A 16282-nucleotide genomic window follows, 5' to 3' on the forward strand; every position below is an offset into this window, starting at 1 on the left:
GCGAGAGGGGAGACCGCCGCGGTGGGCTCATGACGACAACCCCACGAACCCGCGCAGGATCTCCACCAGCAGCGGCGCCAGGATCGCCACCCCATAGCCCAACGCCGCGTACTTCAAGGTGTCCTTGGCCTTGCTGACCTCCCCCGGATCGCCACCGGCCAGCAGGTAGCGCACCCCACCGATGGTCAACAACAAGGTGGCCAACGCCACCAGCAGCCCCAGCACCCAGTTACGGATATTGGTGATCACCGCTCCCAAATCCTCAACACCAGGAGCGGGAGCGGTGTCGGCCAGGGCAGGGTCGGCCCCCGCCAGGGCCAGGGCGAAACCAGCGATAAAAATGCAAAGAAAAAAGATCAGGATGCGGGGTTTTCGTGCCTCCATGCCTCACCTCAAATTGCGGCGACCGGTCGGGGGCGTCGCTGTCAGGCTTAGGGGTGAGGGCCGGGGCGAACGCGCCGAATCCTCCTTTCGCTGGGGGCAACAGGTGCAAGCGTTCGATGACCGCTCCGCCCCGGCCGCTGTGGGCGAGAAGAAGGTTCCTTCTCACCCATCAAGAGGAATTCAGGGCGTGGTTGCGCTCACCGCATCCGCGGATTTTTCTTCCAGCGCGTGCGCCAGCCGCGCCTCGGCTGCGTGTCGCCGGCGCCGGGCGGTGATGTAGGCCAGCCCCAGGTCAGCGGCGACCTGGCCCAACGTCTGCGACTCCAGCCGCGTGCGGGCGATGAGGTCGGCTTCGGTCCGGGTGAGCAGCCCCTGGGTGATCGCCTCGGCCAACACCGTGACCGGCCCGCGCCCATCATGGTGGGGCGTTTCCCGCTCCAGCGGGTCCCACGGGGTCAGCCGCCGCCTGTTCTGCTGGGCGTGGTAGCCGCACCGGTAGGCGGTGTTGGCCGCCGCGTGCCACAACTGCGATCCCACGTCGGTGCCCGAGGTGTCCACCGACCGCATCTGCTCCAGCAACGCGGCCAGCATCTCGGCCTCCACATCGGCGATGTGGTCGTTGGGAACACGGCCGAACCGAGAGCATGCGCTGACCAGCCGCGGCAGCATCGCCCCGGCCGCCACCACGGTCCACACCGTCTGGCCCGCACGCGAACGCGCGAGAACACGACGCCACAGCGCATCGGCCACCTCCACCGACCCGCGCCGCAGCAGGGTCACCACCTGCCCGGCGGCCAGTTCCTCAGCCTCCACGCCGGGAAGGTCGGCCATGGGCAGCACCGGCGGGGCCGCCCCGGAGATGACCAGTTCAACCGAACGCTGCAACGCCGAAAACGGCTGATCGGACGAAACATCGAGCAGCATCACTGAACTCCCTTATCCGTGTCGGGGAGTTCCATGACGTCAAAGAAAGTTCGCCGAAAATCCGCATGCGAATCGCAGCGGCGGGTGCGCAGAAACTGCTCATCAGCGGCGAACGCTAAGCGAGTAGAAAAGCTGCCGCATATCCGATCAGAAGATTGGCAGTGACGAATTTCTGCTCGCCCGGCGTGCGCCAGATAGCCGCTGGGCCTACGCCGGCTCCGAATTCGCCGCCGCGTGCGTGAGCGCAACCGGCTCTCCCGCTCCTCTTGATGGGGGAGGCGTTCGATGACCGCAGCCGACACCACGCGATGCCCACACTCAGATACGACCGCCACCACGCCCGCCAACGCCTGCGACTGCTGATCCTGGACGGCACGCCCGGCACCACGGCACTGCTGTTGCTGGCAGCCCACCGCGCCCTCCCCCGCCCCGACCACGTCCTGGCCGCCGACACGGGTCTCTACACCGCCGCCGCCTACCACCACCTGTCGCGCCTGGAACGCATCGCCGCCGACGCCGGCATCGGCTTTCGCCGCGCCGATGCCACCATCGTCGCCGAACACACTCTTGGCAACGACCACCCCTGCCCGCTGCCACTGTTCACGCGAGACCCCGACGGCACACCTGGACGACTGCCCAACCAGTGCGCACGCCGCCAAGCCGCCGTCCTGGCTGCCCAGGTACGAAGCCTGACCGAAGCGTCCCCCGACTCCCCAGGGACGGTTGTCGAGTGCTTTCGGGCTGTGAGCATCGAGCACGCCCGCCGGGCTAGCGCGGGCACGCATGGACTGCGCGTGCGCTATCCGCTGCTCGACATCGGCTGGACCGACGCGGATTGTCGGGCCTATCTCCACCGGCACGACCTCGCCGACACGCGGAGATTGGCCTGCCTAGCTTGCCCACAACACTCCGGCGCCAGATGGCGGGAGCTGCGCGCCTACCAGCCCGAGGCGTGGGAGGAGGCGCTTGCCATCGATGCCGCCCTGCGGCACAGACACCCACACGCGGCACCGCGCCCCACGCCACCCGGCACTACCTACTACCTCCACCCCGCCCGCGTCCCACTGGCCCACGCCGACCTCGACACCGAGGACACACCCGAGGTCGAGGGCTGCTCCCTCTGGACGTGCCGCGGCACCGAGGCTTCGGGACAGCACGGCGTGGGGGAGCTATGAGGAGGCGTTGCCGCAGTGTGGGCCGGTTCCGATTGGTTGCCTTGCAGGTCCGAACTTGTCCACGAACCGCAACGAACCTCGTCGAGTTCCTGAGCCCCAGGGCGGGACACGGTGCAGGGGGTGGCTCCGGCAGGCAGGCTCACCAGGGCCATGCCGGTAACAACCTCGCCGGTCGCCTCGCCACAGCGGTACTGGTCTCGGCGGGCCGCTACGACCGGCTGGCATGCCACGGCCAGACCACTGCTACCGGCCCGGCCGCCGGCATTGCCGTCCCGTGCGTTCGCTCGTGGGTTCGCAGCGATGGCGATGGCTCACGCATCGCACGCCGCGCCCGCTGGTGCCGCCGGCGGCTGCCGCACGGCAATGGGATGCCGCTCGCTGACTCGTGTGCCGACCGCATCATGCTGGGAAGGACACCGTGACCGAGGCGCGAGAAAACTCTTCCCACCAGCCCGAACCGTCCCACAACACCGGCGATGTCGCATATCCTGCCCACCCCGAAGCAGAGTCGAAAGACCGTTCCCACGCCCCGCCGGTTACGGCCTCGCGAAACTCGGGCGAGATGAATGTCACCTACGAGTTTCAGGTGGTGCCGGGGCAGCCGGGGCGTGAGCTGCAAGCAGAGCAAACCCACGCCATCAAGGACGTACTGGAATGGGTGCTGAGCACGCGCAGCGAGAACCCCCCATCCCCCTCGACGCCCTCCGACACGGCTCCACCGACGAACCCACCCAGCGACTCCAAGGACAGCTGAAAGGCGGGTTCCTGCGGGTGGCCTTCGCAGGACGCACCTCCACCGACGACCGCCAGGACCCCACACTTTCCATCCCGCGCCAGCTCACCAGCTCGCGCAGCAACCTGCCCGAGCAGGCCGCCATTGTGGCTCATTTCTATGATGTGGAGTCGGGCCGCACCGAGCTGGGGCTACGCGGCCAAGGACGGGCTCATGAGGAGATGTCCATCCCGGTGCCGCGCGATGGCGGTATCACCGATCTGCTGGAGGAGGCCGCCCGATCCGATCGCCGCTTCGATGCGGTGATCTGTGAGTCCATCGACCGCATTGCGCGGCGCACCTACCTGGGTACCCAGATCGAGTACCGGCTGGAACAGCTTGGAGTGATGCTGTTCGCCTCCGGTGAGCCCATCGTGGCCTCGGGTGAACGCGCCTCGCAGATCCTGACCCGGCGGGTCAAGCAGGGTGTGGCCGAGTGGTGCGTCCTGGAGCTGCTGGAGAAGTCCTGGGACGGGTTCGAGACCCACACCGAGTAGGGCTTCGACGTCGGCCGTGCCCCCTATGGCTACACTGCGCTGCGGGTGCCCCACCCGGTGCCGGCCCGCCGAGCCGAGGGGGCCGGCACGCACCGCCTCACCCCCGACCCGGTGCGCGCGCCGGTGGTGAGCCACATCTATGAGCTGCGGGTGCGCAGACGCCTGGGCTATGCCGCCATCGCTGAGCTGCTCAATCTCCAGCCCGAGCGGTTCCCCCCACCCGAGCCGGTCGATGCCCAGCGCAGGGTGGGGCGCTGGACGGCCAGTTCGGTGCGTGGGGTGCTGACCAACCCCAAGTACACCGGCTACATGGTCTGGAACCGGCGCGCCACCAAAACCGGGCGTGGGCGCCACAACGCCCCACGCCAGTGGGTGTGGTCCAGCCAACCCACCCACGAACCCGTGGTCAGCATCGACATGTTCGTGGCCGCCCAACAGGTGGCCACCCAGCGGGAACGCTCCCGCAGCTCCGGCGGGCGGGCCAACCATCCCCAGGCCAAGCGCTCCTACGTGCTGCGCTCCTACGTGGTGTGCGGGATCTGTGGGCGCCGCATGTTCGGCAAGACCCGCCGCCACACCGGCTACTTCGCCTGCCAGCCCGCACCGGGCTGTGCCGAGGGCGGCCATCCGGCCAGCGTGTGGGTACGCGAGCAGGACCTGCTGGAGGCGGTTTTGGGCTTCTTCGCCCGACGGGTGTTTAGCCCCAGCCGCAGGGGGCCGGCTGGCCGCCCGGCTGCCCCAGGTCGAGACCGAGGCCCACCGCGAACACGAGGCCGGCCTGGCTTCGCTGCAACGCCGCCTTCACGATCTGGACACCCGACGGGAGCGGCTGTTGGCCCAACTGGAGGTGTTCGACGACCCCCATGCCGAGATGGCCGCCGACATCCGTGCCCGTGCGCAGCGCATCTACGAGGAGCGCGGCACCGTCCAGGAGCAGCTTCGGGAACTGCAACAGCACGCCCCACAGCGCAGCGCGCCGGAGTTGTTGGAGGCGCTGCCGGTGGGCGAGTGTGACCTCGCTAAGGTGCCCGAGGAACTGTTGCGGCGGTTGTTCGAGGCGTTTCGCCTCCAGGTGGTCTACGACCGTCCGCGTCACGCGGTGACGGTGCGGGTGCACCTGGCCGCCGAGACCGTGCCCGAGCTGCGCCAGACGGCCGACCGCGTGCTCACCCACGACGACCGTGACGAAAAACGAGAAAGAAAGGAACCCATGGACGCAGCACCGCCCCACGTTCCCCTCTGTGACGTGCCCCCTGCAGGATTCGAACCTGCGCACACGGCTCCGGAGGCCGTTGCTCTATCCCCTGAGCTAAGGGGGCGCTGTGGGGTCCACTTTAGCAGGGGTTCGAGGGGGAACGTGCGCGGTGACGGGGGCGGAGGGAGTGGGTCGTTATCGTCGCGTTGTGGGTACGCCAGCGAAGCCCCCGTTGCGGCGCTAGCCTCACGGGTGTGGGTGATGCCGTGGGACGGGTACTCGTAGTCGATGACGATGAGGTGATTCGCCAGCTCATCGTCGTGAATCTGCAATTGGAGGGGTTCGAGGTCCATACGGCCGTCGACGGCCAAGACTGTCTCGATCGAGTGGAGGACATCGCGCCCGATGTGATCACGCTCGACGTCATGATGCCCCGCCTCGACGGGTGGGTGACGGCGGTGCGGTTACGCGAGAACGAACGGACCCGCGACGTGCGGGTACTGCTCATCACCGCCCGTGCGCAAAAAAACGACGTGCGACGGGGAACCGAGGTCGGAGCCGACGCCTATCTGACCAAGCCGTTCGACCCCACCGAACTGATCCAGGTCGTACGCGACCTGGCCGCGGCCACGCGGGCCGGATAGTCGATGAGCCTCCCCTCGCCGCCTCCCCACAGGCCCGGCTGCGGCCACGCGAAGCGGTCGGGCGAGGAGCCCGCCGGTCCCGCCGGTGGCGTACCTCCAGCCGGACCGCACCAGGGAGAAGGCACCCCCTGGTGGCTCGACACGGTGCTGCGCACAGCGGCAGCCAGCGTGCTCGGTGCCGACCACAACCCCCCCACCCGCCTGCCCGCCGCCGAACCGCGGCAGGCGCCAGACGGGGCAGCCGGCGACTACTCGACCGCGCTCGCGCTGCGCCTGTCCCGCAGCAGCGGGCGCCCCGCCCGCGAACTCGCCGACGAGGTCGCCGCCGAACTCCGCCGGCAGCCGGGAATCGGTGATGCTGTCGCCGAAGGCCCCGGTTTCATCACCGTGACCCCGCTTCCCGCCGTTCGCAGGGCGCTGCTACGCGCCGCCAGCCTCGGGCCGGCCTACCTCACCGGCCGCCCCGAAGGGTTCGGTCGCTGCGGCGAACACCCGGCGTGGGCGCTCACCCCCCTCCACCGCGCCGCCACTCTCGCCCAAGCCAGACAGTGGGCGCGCGACGACGCCCGGCACCGCCTCGCCCTCGCCGCCGGCCACGACATCGCCCCGGCTGAGGCGCCGGGCGCCGGCGTCGACACCGCAGCGAGCGAGAACCCCCCCACCCGGTCGCCCCGCGCCGCCGAGACCGCTGGAGCCGATGAGGGCGACGGCACCGGGAGGGGGGAAGCGCCCGAAGAAACCACCGCGATCTCGTGCCCTTGCGCAACAGAGGAGTTCGCCACCGGGGGGCGGGGGGGTCGCCGGGCGGCGGAGGGTGTGGCTGCTCGCTGCGCCGACGCGGTCGACGGCGGGTGGCGCGACCCCTACTACGACGCCCCGCCCGGTGAGACCGAGCCGGCGCGACTGCTCGCGGTGCTCGGGGAGGCGGCCACCCGCATCGCCTACTGTCGTAGTGCCGACCAGCAGCCGCGCCCCGGCGAGCGCACCGGTCCCGACCTGCCCGCATGGCCCACCGCCCGCCGGCCGGGCGCTTGGGCGCGTCATACCGCCGACAACCCGGCGTTCGCGCTGCGCTACGCCCACGCCCACGCCCGGTCCACACTGCGCTGGGCCCACGACAGCGCCACGGTCGACGACCTTCCAGCCCGTCCTGCCTCGGCGAGCCACGAGAGCTCAGCGCCGCAGGGGGACGGCGCCCACGCGCTCGCCGCCCTCGCCTCCAGTACGGCCGTCGAGGTCACCGGGCTGCTGTTCGACGGCCCCGGCCTGCTCGCCGCCTCTGCTCGCCGCCGTAGCCCCCATACGCTGGTCAGATATCTGGAAGGGCTCGCCGTTGCCTACCATGATTGGTGGGAATCCTGCGACGCCGTCACCGGAAGGGACATCGGCCCTGCTGGGGCCGGTGCCGCGCGCGGGGAGGCCGTCGCCGCGCGGCTCGACCTGTGCGCCGCTGTCTGTGGTGTCCTCGCCGCCGGATTGGCCGTGCTCGGAGTGTCGGCACCCGCCCGACTGTAGGTGCGTCCTGCCGCACGCGCTCCGCCGCTTTGTGCCCGCCCGCCAACTTCAGCCATGCCCTACTCAACCCAGCGAGAGTCTGTTCGCCCATGAGCCGTAACGCCCATCCGGCAGGTCCGCGCCACGCCGAAGTGCTGCCCGAGGACCATCCGCCGCTTCCTTCCCACGACCTCACCGAGCTTGACCCGGTCATTTGGCCCACCACGGCTAAGCGCGTCGGTGGCGAGTTGACGATCGGTGGGGTCAGGGTGAGCGAGCTCGCTGAACAGTTCGGCACGCCGCTCTACGCGCTCGACGAGGACGACTTTCGGACTCGCGCCCGCGACTACCAGTTGGCTTTCAGCGATGTCGACGCTGAGGTCTACTACGCCGGCAAGGCCCTGCTCACCAAGGCGGTCGCTCGCTGGGCGCACGAGGAAGGTCTCAAGATCGACGTCTGTAGCGCCGGTGAACTCGCCGTGGCGCTGGCTGCCGGTGTACCGCCCGCGCGCCTTGGTATGCACGGCAACAACAAGTCGCGGGCCGAACTCGCTCGCGCGGTCGACGTCGGCGTCGGCCGGATCGTCATCGACTCCTTCGCCGAGATCGAGCGGCTCGAACAGATCGCCGCCGAGTACGGCCGTACTCCCGAGGTGCTGGTACGGGTCACCACTGGGGTCGAGGCCCATACCCACGAGTTCGTGGCCACCGCTCACGACGACCAGAAGTTCGGGTTGGCGCTCAGCAGCGGTGCCGCCGCCGAGGCCGTCCGTCGGGTGATCGCCTCCCGGCATCTGAACCTGGTTGGGCTGCACTCCCATATCGGTTCCCAGATCTTCACCACCGACGGTTTCGAGGTGGCCGCGCGCCGGTTGACGCGCTTGCTCACCCAGATCCACACCGAACACGGGGTGGTGCTCAGCGAGCTCAACTTGGGCGGCGGGCTGGGGATCGCCTACGTCACCGGCGACACTCCCCAAGAACCCAAGACCATCGCGGACAGCCTGCTCACCATCGTCCAGCGCGAATGCGAGGCCAACGGGCTGCCCATGCCGCGGATCGCCGTGGAGCCGGGCCGCGCGATCGCCGGGCCGGCCGGGGTCACCCTCTACGAGGTCGGCACCGTCAAGGACGTCGAGGGGCTGCGCAGCTACGTCAGCGTCGATGGCGGCATGAGCGACAACATCCGTACCGCTCTCTACGGCGCCGAGTACACGTGTGTGCTCGCCTCGCGCGCCAGCGACGCCTCCCCCATGCTCTCCCGGCTGGTGGGCAAGCACTGCGAGAGCGGCGACATGATCGTCCGCGACCTTTACCTTCCGGCGGACGTGGGTGCCGGTGACCTGGTCGCCGTGGCGGCCACGGGCGCCTACTGTCACTCCATGGCCAGTAACTACAACTATTTGCCCAGGCCGGCTCTTGTCGCGGTGCGTGAGGGGCGGGCGCGCACGCTCGTCCGGCGAGAGACCGAAGAGGATCTCCTCCGCCTGGACGTAGGCTGAGTTCAGCCGGCGCCGCTGGGCGCCACGGGTGACACCGAACCGCGAAGAGCCGACCGAAGAAGACAAGACTGGGAGTCTCCCCCCTATGGCACTGAAGGTGGCCCTGTTGGGCTGCGGCGTTGTGGGCTCAGAAGTCGTGCGACTGATGAACGAGCAGTCGACGGAACTCGCCGCCCGCATCGGAACACCCCTGGAGATCGGGGGGATCGCGGTGCGCCGGACCGGGCGTGTCCGCGACACCGGCCTGGACCCGGAACTGTTCACCACCGATGCCATGAGCCTGGTGACACGCCCCGACATCGATCTCGTCGTCGAGGTCATCGGCGGTATCGAGCCGGCGCGTTCGCTGATCCTGGCGGCGGTCAAGGCCGGTAAGTCCGTCGTGACCGCCAACAAGGCGCTGCTGGCCGAAGACGGCGAGGTGATCCACGACGCCGCCCGCGACGCCGGAGTCGACATCTACTACGAGGCGAGCGTGGCCGGGGCGATCCCGCTGCTGCGCCCGCTGCGCGACTCGCTGGCCGGTGACCGGATCAACCGGGTGCTGGGCATCGTCAACGGTACGACCAACTACATCCTCGACCGCATGGACGCTCTGGGCGCCGGGTTCGCGGAGTCCTTGGAGGAGGCGCAGGCGCTGGGCTACGCCGAGTCCGACCCCACCGCCGACGTCGAGGGGTTCGACGCCGCGGCCAAGGCCGCCATCTTGGCGCGATTGGCGTTCCACACGCCGGTCACGGCCGCCGACGTCCACCGGGAAGGCATCACCGAGGTCACCGCCGGCGACATCGTCAGCGCACAGGCTATGGGGTGTGTGGTGAAGCTCCTGGCGATCTGTCAGCGTTCCGAGGACGGCGCGTCGGTGGGGGTGCGGGTCCATCCGGTGATGCTGCCGCGCGAGCACCCGCTGGCCAACGTCAAAGAGGCCTACAACGCGGTGTTCGTCGAGGCCGAGTCGGCGGGGCGGCTCATGTTCTACGGGGCCGGCGCCGGAGGCTCGCCCACAGCCAGCGCTGTACTGGGCGATGTCGTGGCCATCGCCCGTAACCGCCGCGCCGGCACGTTCGCCGCGGACGGCGACGACGACTCGGTGCTGGCCGTTCACCCCATGGGGGAGACCGTCACGCGCTACCACGTGGCGCTTGACGTCGCCGACCGGCCCGGGGTGCTCGCCGCCGTGGCCGAGGTTTACGCCGCCAACGGCGTCTCCATTAAGAACGTGCGCCAGGAGGGCCACGGCGAGGACGCTCAACTCGTTCTCGTCAGCCATCAAGCGCCCGACGCTGCCCTGGCCAGGACGGTGGAGCAACTGCGCACTCTCGACATGGTCCGCGCCGTGGCCAGCGTCATGCGGGTGGAAGCCTTCCAGCACTGACCTGGCGCCGGCCCCGCGCGGCGCTCGCCTAACCGCAGGAAAGCACCTCGTAGCCGATGACCAGTACGTCTGACCAGCCAACACAGCAAGAAGTGGCACAGCCCCCCGTCACCGTCATCGACGAGGAACAGTGGCGCCACCGCGAGGAGCTGCACCAGCGTCGCGTCGACGAAGTGACGCGGGAGCACCGGCACCGCCGCGCCGAGGGGCGCTCCCACCCGGTGGAAGATTTCCTGTTCACCTACTACAGCTTCCCGCCGGGCCGGTTGCGGCGCTGGCACTGCGGCCCTGGCGTCGTGCTCCTCGGGCAGCGGGCGCAGCAGCGCGCCGCCTGGCGGTGGTATCGCGCGGCCGCGGCTCCCGTGGCAGGTGGGGGCCGCGGCGCGGGAGCGGCGCTGGACGTCGAAGCGTTCCTGGCCGAGCGGGGTGCCACGGTCGACTTCGTGATGGGGTTGCTGGCCGCTACCGACGCGCGCCCCGCCCACCTGGGCTGTTTCGGGCTGCACGAGTGGGCTATGGTCTACCGCTGTTCCGCTGACCAGCTACGTCATTCCGGACTGCCCCTGCGGTTGGGGAGGGCCGGTACCGACGCCGTGGTCGAGTCCCATTCGATCCGCTGTTCGCACTACGACGCCTACCGCTTCTTCACCGCCGCGGCTCGCCCGCGCAACCGGTTGGCCCCCACCCGTGCCGATCAGGTCGCCAACGAGCAGCCGGGGTGTCTGCACGCCAACATGGACCTGTACAAGTGGGCCTACAAGCTGTCTCCGGCCATCCCCAGCGAGTTGGTCGTCGACTGTTTCGAGTTGGCCCGCGACGTTCGTGTCCTGGATATGCGCGCTTCCCCCTATGACCTGAGCGAGTACGGCTACTCTCCGGTCCCGATCGAGACCTCGGCGGGTAAGGCCGACTACATCGCCCAGCAGCGCGAGTTCGCCGAACGCGCAGGGGTGTTGCGCCGCCGGTTGCTGCACCAGTGCCGCCTGCTCCTCGCCCACGGCGGTGTTGCCCCCGGAGAGGCGGGGCAGCGCTGACCTGCCTGCCGGGAGAGCGGCAGGCTCCCGGGTTGGAGGCGAGATTGCGGTCTTGTTGATTTTCGGTCACGAACGGGCGTGCTCGCCGGTGTGGGGAGCGGGGCCGCCGCGCTGCGGGCACCGACGTCCTGGCGGGAACCAGGGGGTGGGCGGCTTCGGCCGAGTTCATGTGCTCGATCGTCGGGGCCGCTCCGCCCCTTGGGGGCCTTGCTGCGGTGCGGTGTTACCAGTCATGCCCGCCCCTGGGGCGCTGCGGTTTCGGGGCCCTGTTCCACGACCTGAGACGGAGTCGGAGCAGCTCCTACAGCGTCGTAGACTGGGCCTGTCAGTGAACGCGCGAATCCGCCGTTTCTCTCGTCGCCGGCGTGCGATTGGCGTCACGATCGCGTGCACATAGTCGCACCGTCGCGTCCCGCGGCTGAAGACGCCGTTCGTAGTACCGCCTTCGGAGGCCCCTGTGCGTACGTCCCGTTCCTGGCGTGGAGTCATCGATGAGTACCGGGACCGGCTCCCCATACCTGAGACGGCCCCCGCCATCACCCTGCTCGAAGGTGGTACTCCGCTGCTGCCGGCCCACCGCGTCTCGGAGCTGACCGGCTGCGAGGTGCTGCTCAAGGTCGAGGGGCTCAACCCCACCGGTTCGTTTAAGGACCGCGGCATGACCGTGGCGATCTCCCGAGCCGCTGAGGAGGGAGCCAAAGCGGTCATCTGCGCCTCGACAGGCAACACCAGCGCCAGCGCGACCGCCTACGCTGTGCGCGCCGGCATGACCTGTGCCGTGCTGATCCCACAGGGCAAGATCGCGATGGGCAAGCTCGCTCAAGCCCTCATCCACGGCGCCAAGCTGCTCCAGGTCGACGGCAACTTCGACGACTGTCTCGAACTCGCGCGCAAGCTTTCGGTCGACTACCCGGTGGCCCTCGTCAATTCCGTTAACCCCTACCGACTCCAGGGGCAAAAGACCGCGGCCTTCGAGGTCGTCGACACGCTCGGGGACGCCCCCGAGGTCCACTGCCTGCCGGTGGGCAACGCCGGCAATATCAGCGCCTACTGGATGGGCTACCAAGAGTACGCCGCCGACGGGTTCACCACGCGCGTGCCGCGGATGTTCGGCTTCCAGTCCAGCGGCTCGGCCCCGATCGTCAACGGGGCCCCCGTCACCCATCCCCGCACCATCGCCACGGCCATCCGCATCGGCAACCCCGCATCGTGGGCGCTGGCCGAGAAGGCACGCGACGATTCGGGCGGCCGAATCGACGCAGTCACCGACCGCCGTATCCTGGCCGCCTACCGGCTGCTCGCCGCGGAGGAAGGCGTGTTCGTGGAGTTGGCCTCGGCCGCCAGCGTCGCCGGTCTCATGCAGGCCGTGGAGTCGGGGCACATCGAGCGCGGTACGCGGGTCGTGTGCACGGTCACCGGAAACGGCCTCAAGGACCCGGACTGGGCGCTGGCCGGCGCCTCCTCAGCCACCACGATCCCCGTCGACGCCCACTCGGCGGCGACCGCGTTGGGACTGGCCTGACCCGCGCTTCGCCCCGTTCGATCCCCCGCCACACCTGTTTCGGAGGCGCCCCATGCCCGAGCCCGGTCCATTGGCTGTGCGCGTCCGCACCCCCGCTACCAGTGCGAATCTGGGGCCGGGGTTTGACGCGCTCGGCTTGGCCCTGTGGCTGCACGACGAGGTCGATGTCCGTGTCCGCGACGACGAGCGCGTGGTGGTCTCGGTGGAGGGGGAGGGGGCCGACGACGTGCCGGCCGACCCGTCCCATCTGGTTGTCCGCGCCATGCGGGCCGCTTACCACGCCGCGGGCCGTCCGCTGCCGGGAGTGGAGTTGCACTGCCGCAATGCGGTTCCCCACGGCCGCGGCCTGGGCTCGTCGGCCTCGGCGATCGTCGCCGGCGTTACCGCGGCCAGTGTCCTGTTGGGCAAGGGCGATCCGCGCAGCGGCGACCTCGATCGGGATCGGATCTTTCAGGTCGCCGCCGAGGTCGAGGGCCATCCCGACAACGTCGCCCCCTGCGTCTACGGCGGTTTCACGATCGCCTGGAGCGGTGAGCGGACGTGGCGGGCGGTGCCGCTGGCGGCTACCGCGCACCTGACGCCGGTGGTGTGCGTGCCCTCCGAGCAACTGTCCACTGAAGCCGCGCGCGGCCTGCTACCGGACACGGTCTCCCACGGCGACGCCGCGTTTACCGCAGGGCGGGCGGCGCTGCTCGTGGCGGCGCTGTCTGGGCATCCGGAGTTGTTGCTGGCGGCCACTGAAGATCGACTGCACGAGTCCTATCGGGCCCCCGCCATGCCCGCCAGCGCCGCGTTGATCCATGCGTTGCGCGAGCATGAGGGGCTTCCCGCGGTCGTCTCCGGGGCGGGCCCCAGTGTGCTGGTGTTGTGCCATACGGATGCCGCTCCGGGAGATCCCGTTCAAATCAGTGGGGATTTATTTGATTCAATCCAACGCCGAGCGGGTACGGGATGGCACATACGCCCCTTAAAAATCGATCCGGCAGGGGTGTGTATCAGTTCTCCCCGTTCATAGACGTGTGCCGAGGAATAGCTGTGGGCTCCGGTGGTGTTAGGCTGGATGAAGCACCAGATGCCCCAACGCGGGGCGAGTGCTCATCCGCCGCAGTGTCTTCCGCGCGTTTCGCGCAAGTGGTTCTTTCCACGCCAGCGCTGCGCACGGTTGCCACTGTGTTGAGTTCGCGGCTCGGCCGTGGCTCTGCCCGCTCCACCGAAGTCTCGTCCTCGCGCACGAACGACAGGATGGTCTACGGGCAGCGTTTTCGAGTCCATCGCCTCGACATCTGGCCATACCCACAGCCCGCCGCGCTTGGGTAACGGGGCCGTTCGCAACGACGGATCCCGACATCCACGTGGGGCACATCCGACCCGGCCCCTGCCGGTTCGCACCACCGGGCTGACCGTTCATGGTTACGACAGCGGTTCCAGCCCGCTCCTTGGGAAGGACCCTTAGTGAGCGACACCACCGAACTCCACCCGGATGCGGCGGTCGATACACAGAATCCAGCCACGTCCGGCGCGGAAGCCGGCGACGCCGCGCCCCCAGCCGGCAAGAGCACGTCATCGCGGTCGCGCCGCTCTGCCAGCGGTACTGGCCTGGCCGCGTTGAAGCTCACTGAACTCCAGCGATTGGCGTCGAGCCTGGGGATCACGGGCACGGGGCGCATGCGCAAGAACGACATCATCGCGGCCATCGAGGCTAAGCAGGGTGGTCCGGTCAGCGCTCCGCAGACGTCGAAGTCCGCGAAAACCACCGAAGATGACGGTGAAGCCGGTAAGGTCGACGCTACCGATGGTTCACCTTCGGGCCGCCGGTCAACGAAGAAGGCCGGTACCAGCGAAGGCAGCCAAGCCAGTGAAGGCAAGGCCACGAAGGACGAAGCCGGGGCAGTCGCGCCGGATACGGCTCCAGCCTCCACTGGCGAGCAAGCCACGGAATCGGCCGAGCGTCCTGACAAGTCCACACGGAGCCGCCGCTCCGCTCGCCGTCGCGGCGACGAAGCCGGTGGGTCCGAGGCGCCGACCGACGGCCCTGACACCTCTACTTCCGCGAGCAGCGTGACCAAGACATCCAGTACCCCCCAGACCAGCGGCGGCGACTCGAGTCGACAGAGCCAAGGACAGCAACAGGGCTCCAACGGCCAGGGTGGCGGAGGCCGCGACCGCCAGCGTAATCGCCGTAACCGCAACCGCGACGACAACAGCGCCCAAGAACAGCAGCAGCAGTCGCAGAGCGGTAACCGTAACGACAACCGCAACGATGGCAACCGCAACGATGGCGACGACGACTTCGGTGGTAGTGGAGGTCGCCGGCGCGGTCGCCGGCGTGATCGCCGCGACCGCCGAGGGCGCGACCGCCAAGACACCGAGCCGGTGATCAACGACGACGATGTCTTGCTGCCCGTCGCCGGCATCCTCGACATCCTCGACAACTACGCCTTCGTGCGCACCACCGGCTACCTGCCCGGGGCCAACGACGTCTACGTCTCGCTCGCCCAGGTGCGCAAGAACAACCTGCGCAAGGGCGATGCCATCACCGGTGCGGTGCGCCAGCCGCGCGAGGGCGAGCGCCGCGAGAAGTTCAACGCCTTGGTGCGGCTCGACACCATCAACGGCATGGCGCCCGACCAGGCCCGCGGCCGTCCCGACTTCTCCAAGCTGGTTCCGCTCTACCCACAAGAGCGGCTGCGGTTGGAGACCGAGCCGAGCGTCATGATGACCCGCATCATCGACCTCATCTCGCCCATCGGCAAGGGACAGCGCGGTCTCATCGTCTCGCCCCCCAAGGCCGGTAAGACGATGGTGTTGCAGTCCATCGCCAACGCCATCACTGAGAACAACCCCGAGTGCCACCTGATGGTCGTCCTCGTCGACGAGCGGCCAGAAGAGGTCACGGACATGCAGCGCACGGTCAAGGGGGAGGTCATCAACTCCACCTTCGACCGGCCGGCCGAGGACCACACCACCGTCGCGGAGCTGGCCATCGAGCGGGCCAAGCGCCTCGTCGAGATGGGGCTGGACGTCGTCGTGCTCCTTGACTCCATCACCCGGCTCGGTCGTGCCTACAACCTCGCCGCCCCGGCGAGCGGGCGCATCCTTTCCGGTGGTGTCGACTCCACCGCGCTCTACCCGCCGAAGCGGTTCTTCGGTGCCGCCCGCAACATTGAGCACGGCGGCTCCCTGACGATCTTGGCCACGGCGCTGGTCGAAACCGGCTCGCGCATGGACGAGGTCATCTTCGAGGAGTTCAAGGGCACCGGCAACATGGAGCTCAAGCTCAACCGGCAGCTCGCTGACAAGCGGATCTTCCCCGCTGTCGATGTCGACGCCTCCAGCACCCGTAAGGAAGAGATCCTGATGTCGGGCGAGGAGCTCAACATCATCTGGAAGCTGCGCCGGGTGTTGCAGGCTCTCGACACGCAGCAGGCGCTGGAGCTGCTCTTGGACCGGATGAAGGACACCAAGAGCAACGCCGAGTTCCTGCTTCAGGTGCAAAAGACCACGGTCGGTGGCAGTAACGACTGACCTCCCCGCGACCACGGCGGCGTCTCGCTCACCCGAGGAGACGGACGCCGCCGTGCGCCGGAAACGTTGTCCCCGGCCCTGCTGCCCCAGTCAGTCCGCTGCATGGGAATACACGCCGGTCACTTCAGGTTTCACAATCTGGCAAACTGGGGTATCGAACGCCGCGGTACCGGTTCCCGCATGCCCACTTCACGGAGAAAGCCGGCCACAACCGGCCGTATGCGCCCGGCGCCGCCTTT

Annotated in this window: 13 protein-coding genes, 1 tRNA gene and 1 pseudogene; 11 read left to right on the plus strand and 4 right to left on the minus strand. The window is 69.0% G+C overall.

Features of this window, described 5'->3' with window-relative positions:
* Positions 1-27: 27 nt before the first annotated feature.
* Both ABD848_RS12550 and ABD848_RS12555 read right to left on the minus strand, forming a co-directional pair.
* Positions 28-384: a pilin gene (locus tag ABD848_RS12550; RefSeq protein WP_344971258.1), complete on the minus strand. Its 357-nt coding sequence runs from the start codon at positions 382-384 to the stop codon at positions 28-30.
* Positions 385-564: 180 nt separating this feature from the next.
* Positions 565-1308, minus strand: a complete 744-nt coding sequence (locus ABD848_RS12555; RefSeq protein WP_344971260.1) for a hypothetical protein — start codon at positions 1306-1308, stop codon at positions 565-567.
* A gap of 308 nt (positions 1309-1616) precedes the next feature.
* On the opposite strand from ABD848_RS12555, the gene ABD848_RS12560 reads away from it, so the two are divergent.
* From ABD848_RS12560 to ABD848_RS25015, 3 genes and pseudogenes are all read left to right on the plus strand, one after another.
* The gene (locus ABD848_RS12560) at positions 1617-2483 is read left to right on the plus strand and encodes a hypothetical protein (protein ID WP_344971262.1); all 867 of its coding nucleotides are present in this window, start codon (positions 1617-1619) and stop codon (positions 2481-2483) included.
* A gap of 654 nt (positions 2484-3137) precedes the next feature.
* On the plus strand, positions 3138-3752 hold the full coding sequence (locus ABD848_RS12565) for a recombinase family protein (protein WP_344971264.1): 615 nt from the start codon (positions 3138-3140) through the stop codon (positions 3750-3752).
* Between the two features lie 111 nt (positions 3753-3863).
* Positions 3864-4190: pseudogene (locus tag ABD848_RS25015) on the plus strand (recombinase family protein); the annotation flags it as partial.
* Positions 4191-4449: 259 nt separating this feature from the next.
* Here the strand turns inward: ABD848_RS25015 and ABD848_RS12570 are convergent.
* Together ABD848_RS12570 and ABD848_RS12575 are read right to left on the minus strand one after the other, a co-directional pair.
* Positions 4450-4848, minus strand: coding sequence for a hypothetical protein (locus ABD848_RS12570; RefSeq protein ID WP_344971266.1), 399 nt, complete (start codon positions 4846-4848; stop codon positions 4450-4452).
* Between the two features lie 151 nt (positions 4849-4999).
* A tRNA-Arg gene (locus tag ABD848_RS12575) sits at positions 5000-5071 on the minus strand.
* A gap of 130 nt (positions 5072-5201) precedes the next feature.
* Between ABD848_RS12575 and ABD848_RS12580 the strand changes: the two genes are divergently transcribed.
* From ABD848_RS12580 to rho, 8 genes are all read left to right on the plus strand, one after another.
* Positions 5202-5591, plus strand: a complete 390-nt coding sequence (locus ABD848_RS12580) for a response regulator (protein WP_344971269.1) — start codon at positions 5202-5204, stop codon at positions 5589-5591.
* 3 nt (positions 5592-5594) lie between these two features.
* Positions 5595-7106, plus strand: coding sequence for a DALR anticodon-binding domain-containing protein (locus tag ABD848_RS12585; protein ID WP_344971272.1), 1512 nt, complete (start codon positions 5595-5597; stop codon positions 7104-7106).
* Between the two features lie 89 nt (positions 7107-7195).
* Positions 7196-8587, plus strand: coding sequence for a diaminopimelate decarboxylase (lysA, locus tag ABD848_RS12590; RefSeq protein ID WP_344971275.1), 1392 nt, complete (start codon positions 7196-7198; stop codon positions 8585-8587).
* 85 nt (positions 8588-8672) lie between these two features.
* A complete protein-coding gene (locus ABD848_RS12595; RefSeq protein WP_344971278.1) occupies positions 8673-9962 on the plus strand; it encodes a homoserine dehydrogenase in 1290 nt (429 codons plus the stop codon).
* Between the two features lie 56 nt (positions 9963-10018).
* Positions 10019-10996 carry a 3-methyladenine DNA glycosylase gene (locus tag ABD848_RS12600; RefSeq protein ID WP_344971281.1) on the plus strand — a complete coding sequence of 326 codons (978 nt, stop codon included), beginning with the start codon at positions 10019-10021 and terminating at the stop codon, positions 10994-10996.
* A 457-nt stretch (positions 10997-11453) separates the two neighbouring features.
* The gene (gene thrC / locus ABD848_RS12605; RefSeq protein ID WP_344971283.1) at positions 11454-12518 is read left to right on the plus strand and encodes a threonine synthase; all 1065 of its coding nucleotides are present in this window, start codon (positions 11454-11456) and stop codon (positions 12516-12518) included.
* Positions 12519-12570: 52 nt separating this feature from the next.
* Positions 12571-13533 (plus strand): homoserine kinase, encoded by a 963-nt coding sequence (gene thrB / locus ABD848_RS12610; protein WP_344971286.1) that lies wholly within the window; start codon positions 12571-12573, stop codon positions 13531-13533.
* A gap of 437 nt (positions 13534-13970) precedes the next feature.
* Positions 13971-16043: a transcription termination factor Rho gene (rho, locus tag ABD848_RS12615; RefSeq protein WP_344971288.1), complete on the plus strand. Its 2073-nt coding sequence runs from the start codon at positions 13971-13973 to the stop codon at positions 16041-16043.
* Positions 16044-16282 lie beyond the last annotated feature (239 nt).

This window comes from Salinactinospora qingdaonensis (assembly GCF_039539445.1).
In the GTDB taxonomy this organism is placed as follows: domain Bacteria; phylum Actinomycetota; class Actinomycetes; order Streptosporangiales; family Streptosporangiaceae; genus Salinactinospora; species Salinactinospora qingdaonensis.

What these genes read in the sequence shown, in the direction of transcription:
- ABD848_RS12550 (WP_344971258.1), bottom strand. Translation starts at nt 384, where the DNA reads ATGGAGGCACGAAAACCCCGCATCCTGATCTTTTTTCTTTGCATTTTT.
- ABD848_RS12555 (WP_344971260.1), bottom strand. Translation starts at nt 1,308, where the DNA reads ATGCTGCTCGATGTTTCGTCCGATCAGCCGTTTTCGGCGTTGCAGCGT.
- ABD848_RS12560 (WP_344971262.1), top strand. Translation starts at nt 1,617, where the DNA reads ATGCCCACACTCAGATACGACCGCCACCACGCCCGCCAACGCCTGCGA.
- ABD848_RS12565 (WP_344971264.1), top strand. Translation starts at nt 3,138, where the DNA reads ATGGGTGCTGAGCACGCGCAGCGAGAACCCCCCATCCCCCTCGACGCC.
- ABD848_RS12585 (WP_344971272.1), top strand. Translation starts at nt 5,595, where the DNA reads ATGAGCCTCCCCTCGCCGCCTCCCCACAGGCCCGGCTGCGGCCACGCG.
- lysA (WP_344971275.1), top strand. Translation starts at nt 7,196, where the DNA reads ATGAGCCGTAACGCCCATCCGGCAGGTCCGCGCCACGCCGAAGTGCTG.
- ABD848_RS12595 (WP_344971278.1), top strand. Translation starts at nt 8,673, where the DNA reads ATGGCACTGAAGGTGGCCCTGTTGGGCTGCGGCGTTGTGGGCTCAGAA.
- ABD848_RS12600 (WP_344971281.1), top strand. Translation starts at nt 10,019, where the DNA reads ATGACCAGTACGTCTGACCAGCCAACACAGCAAGAAGTGGCACAGCCC.
- thrB (WP_344971286.1), top strand. Translation starts at nt 12,571, where the DNA reads ATGCCCGAGCCCGGTCCATTGGCTGTGCGCGTCCGCACCCCCGCTACC.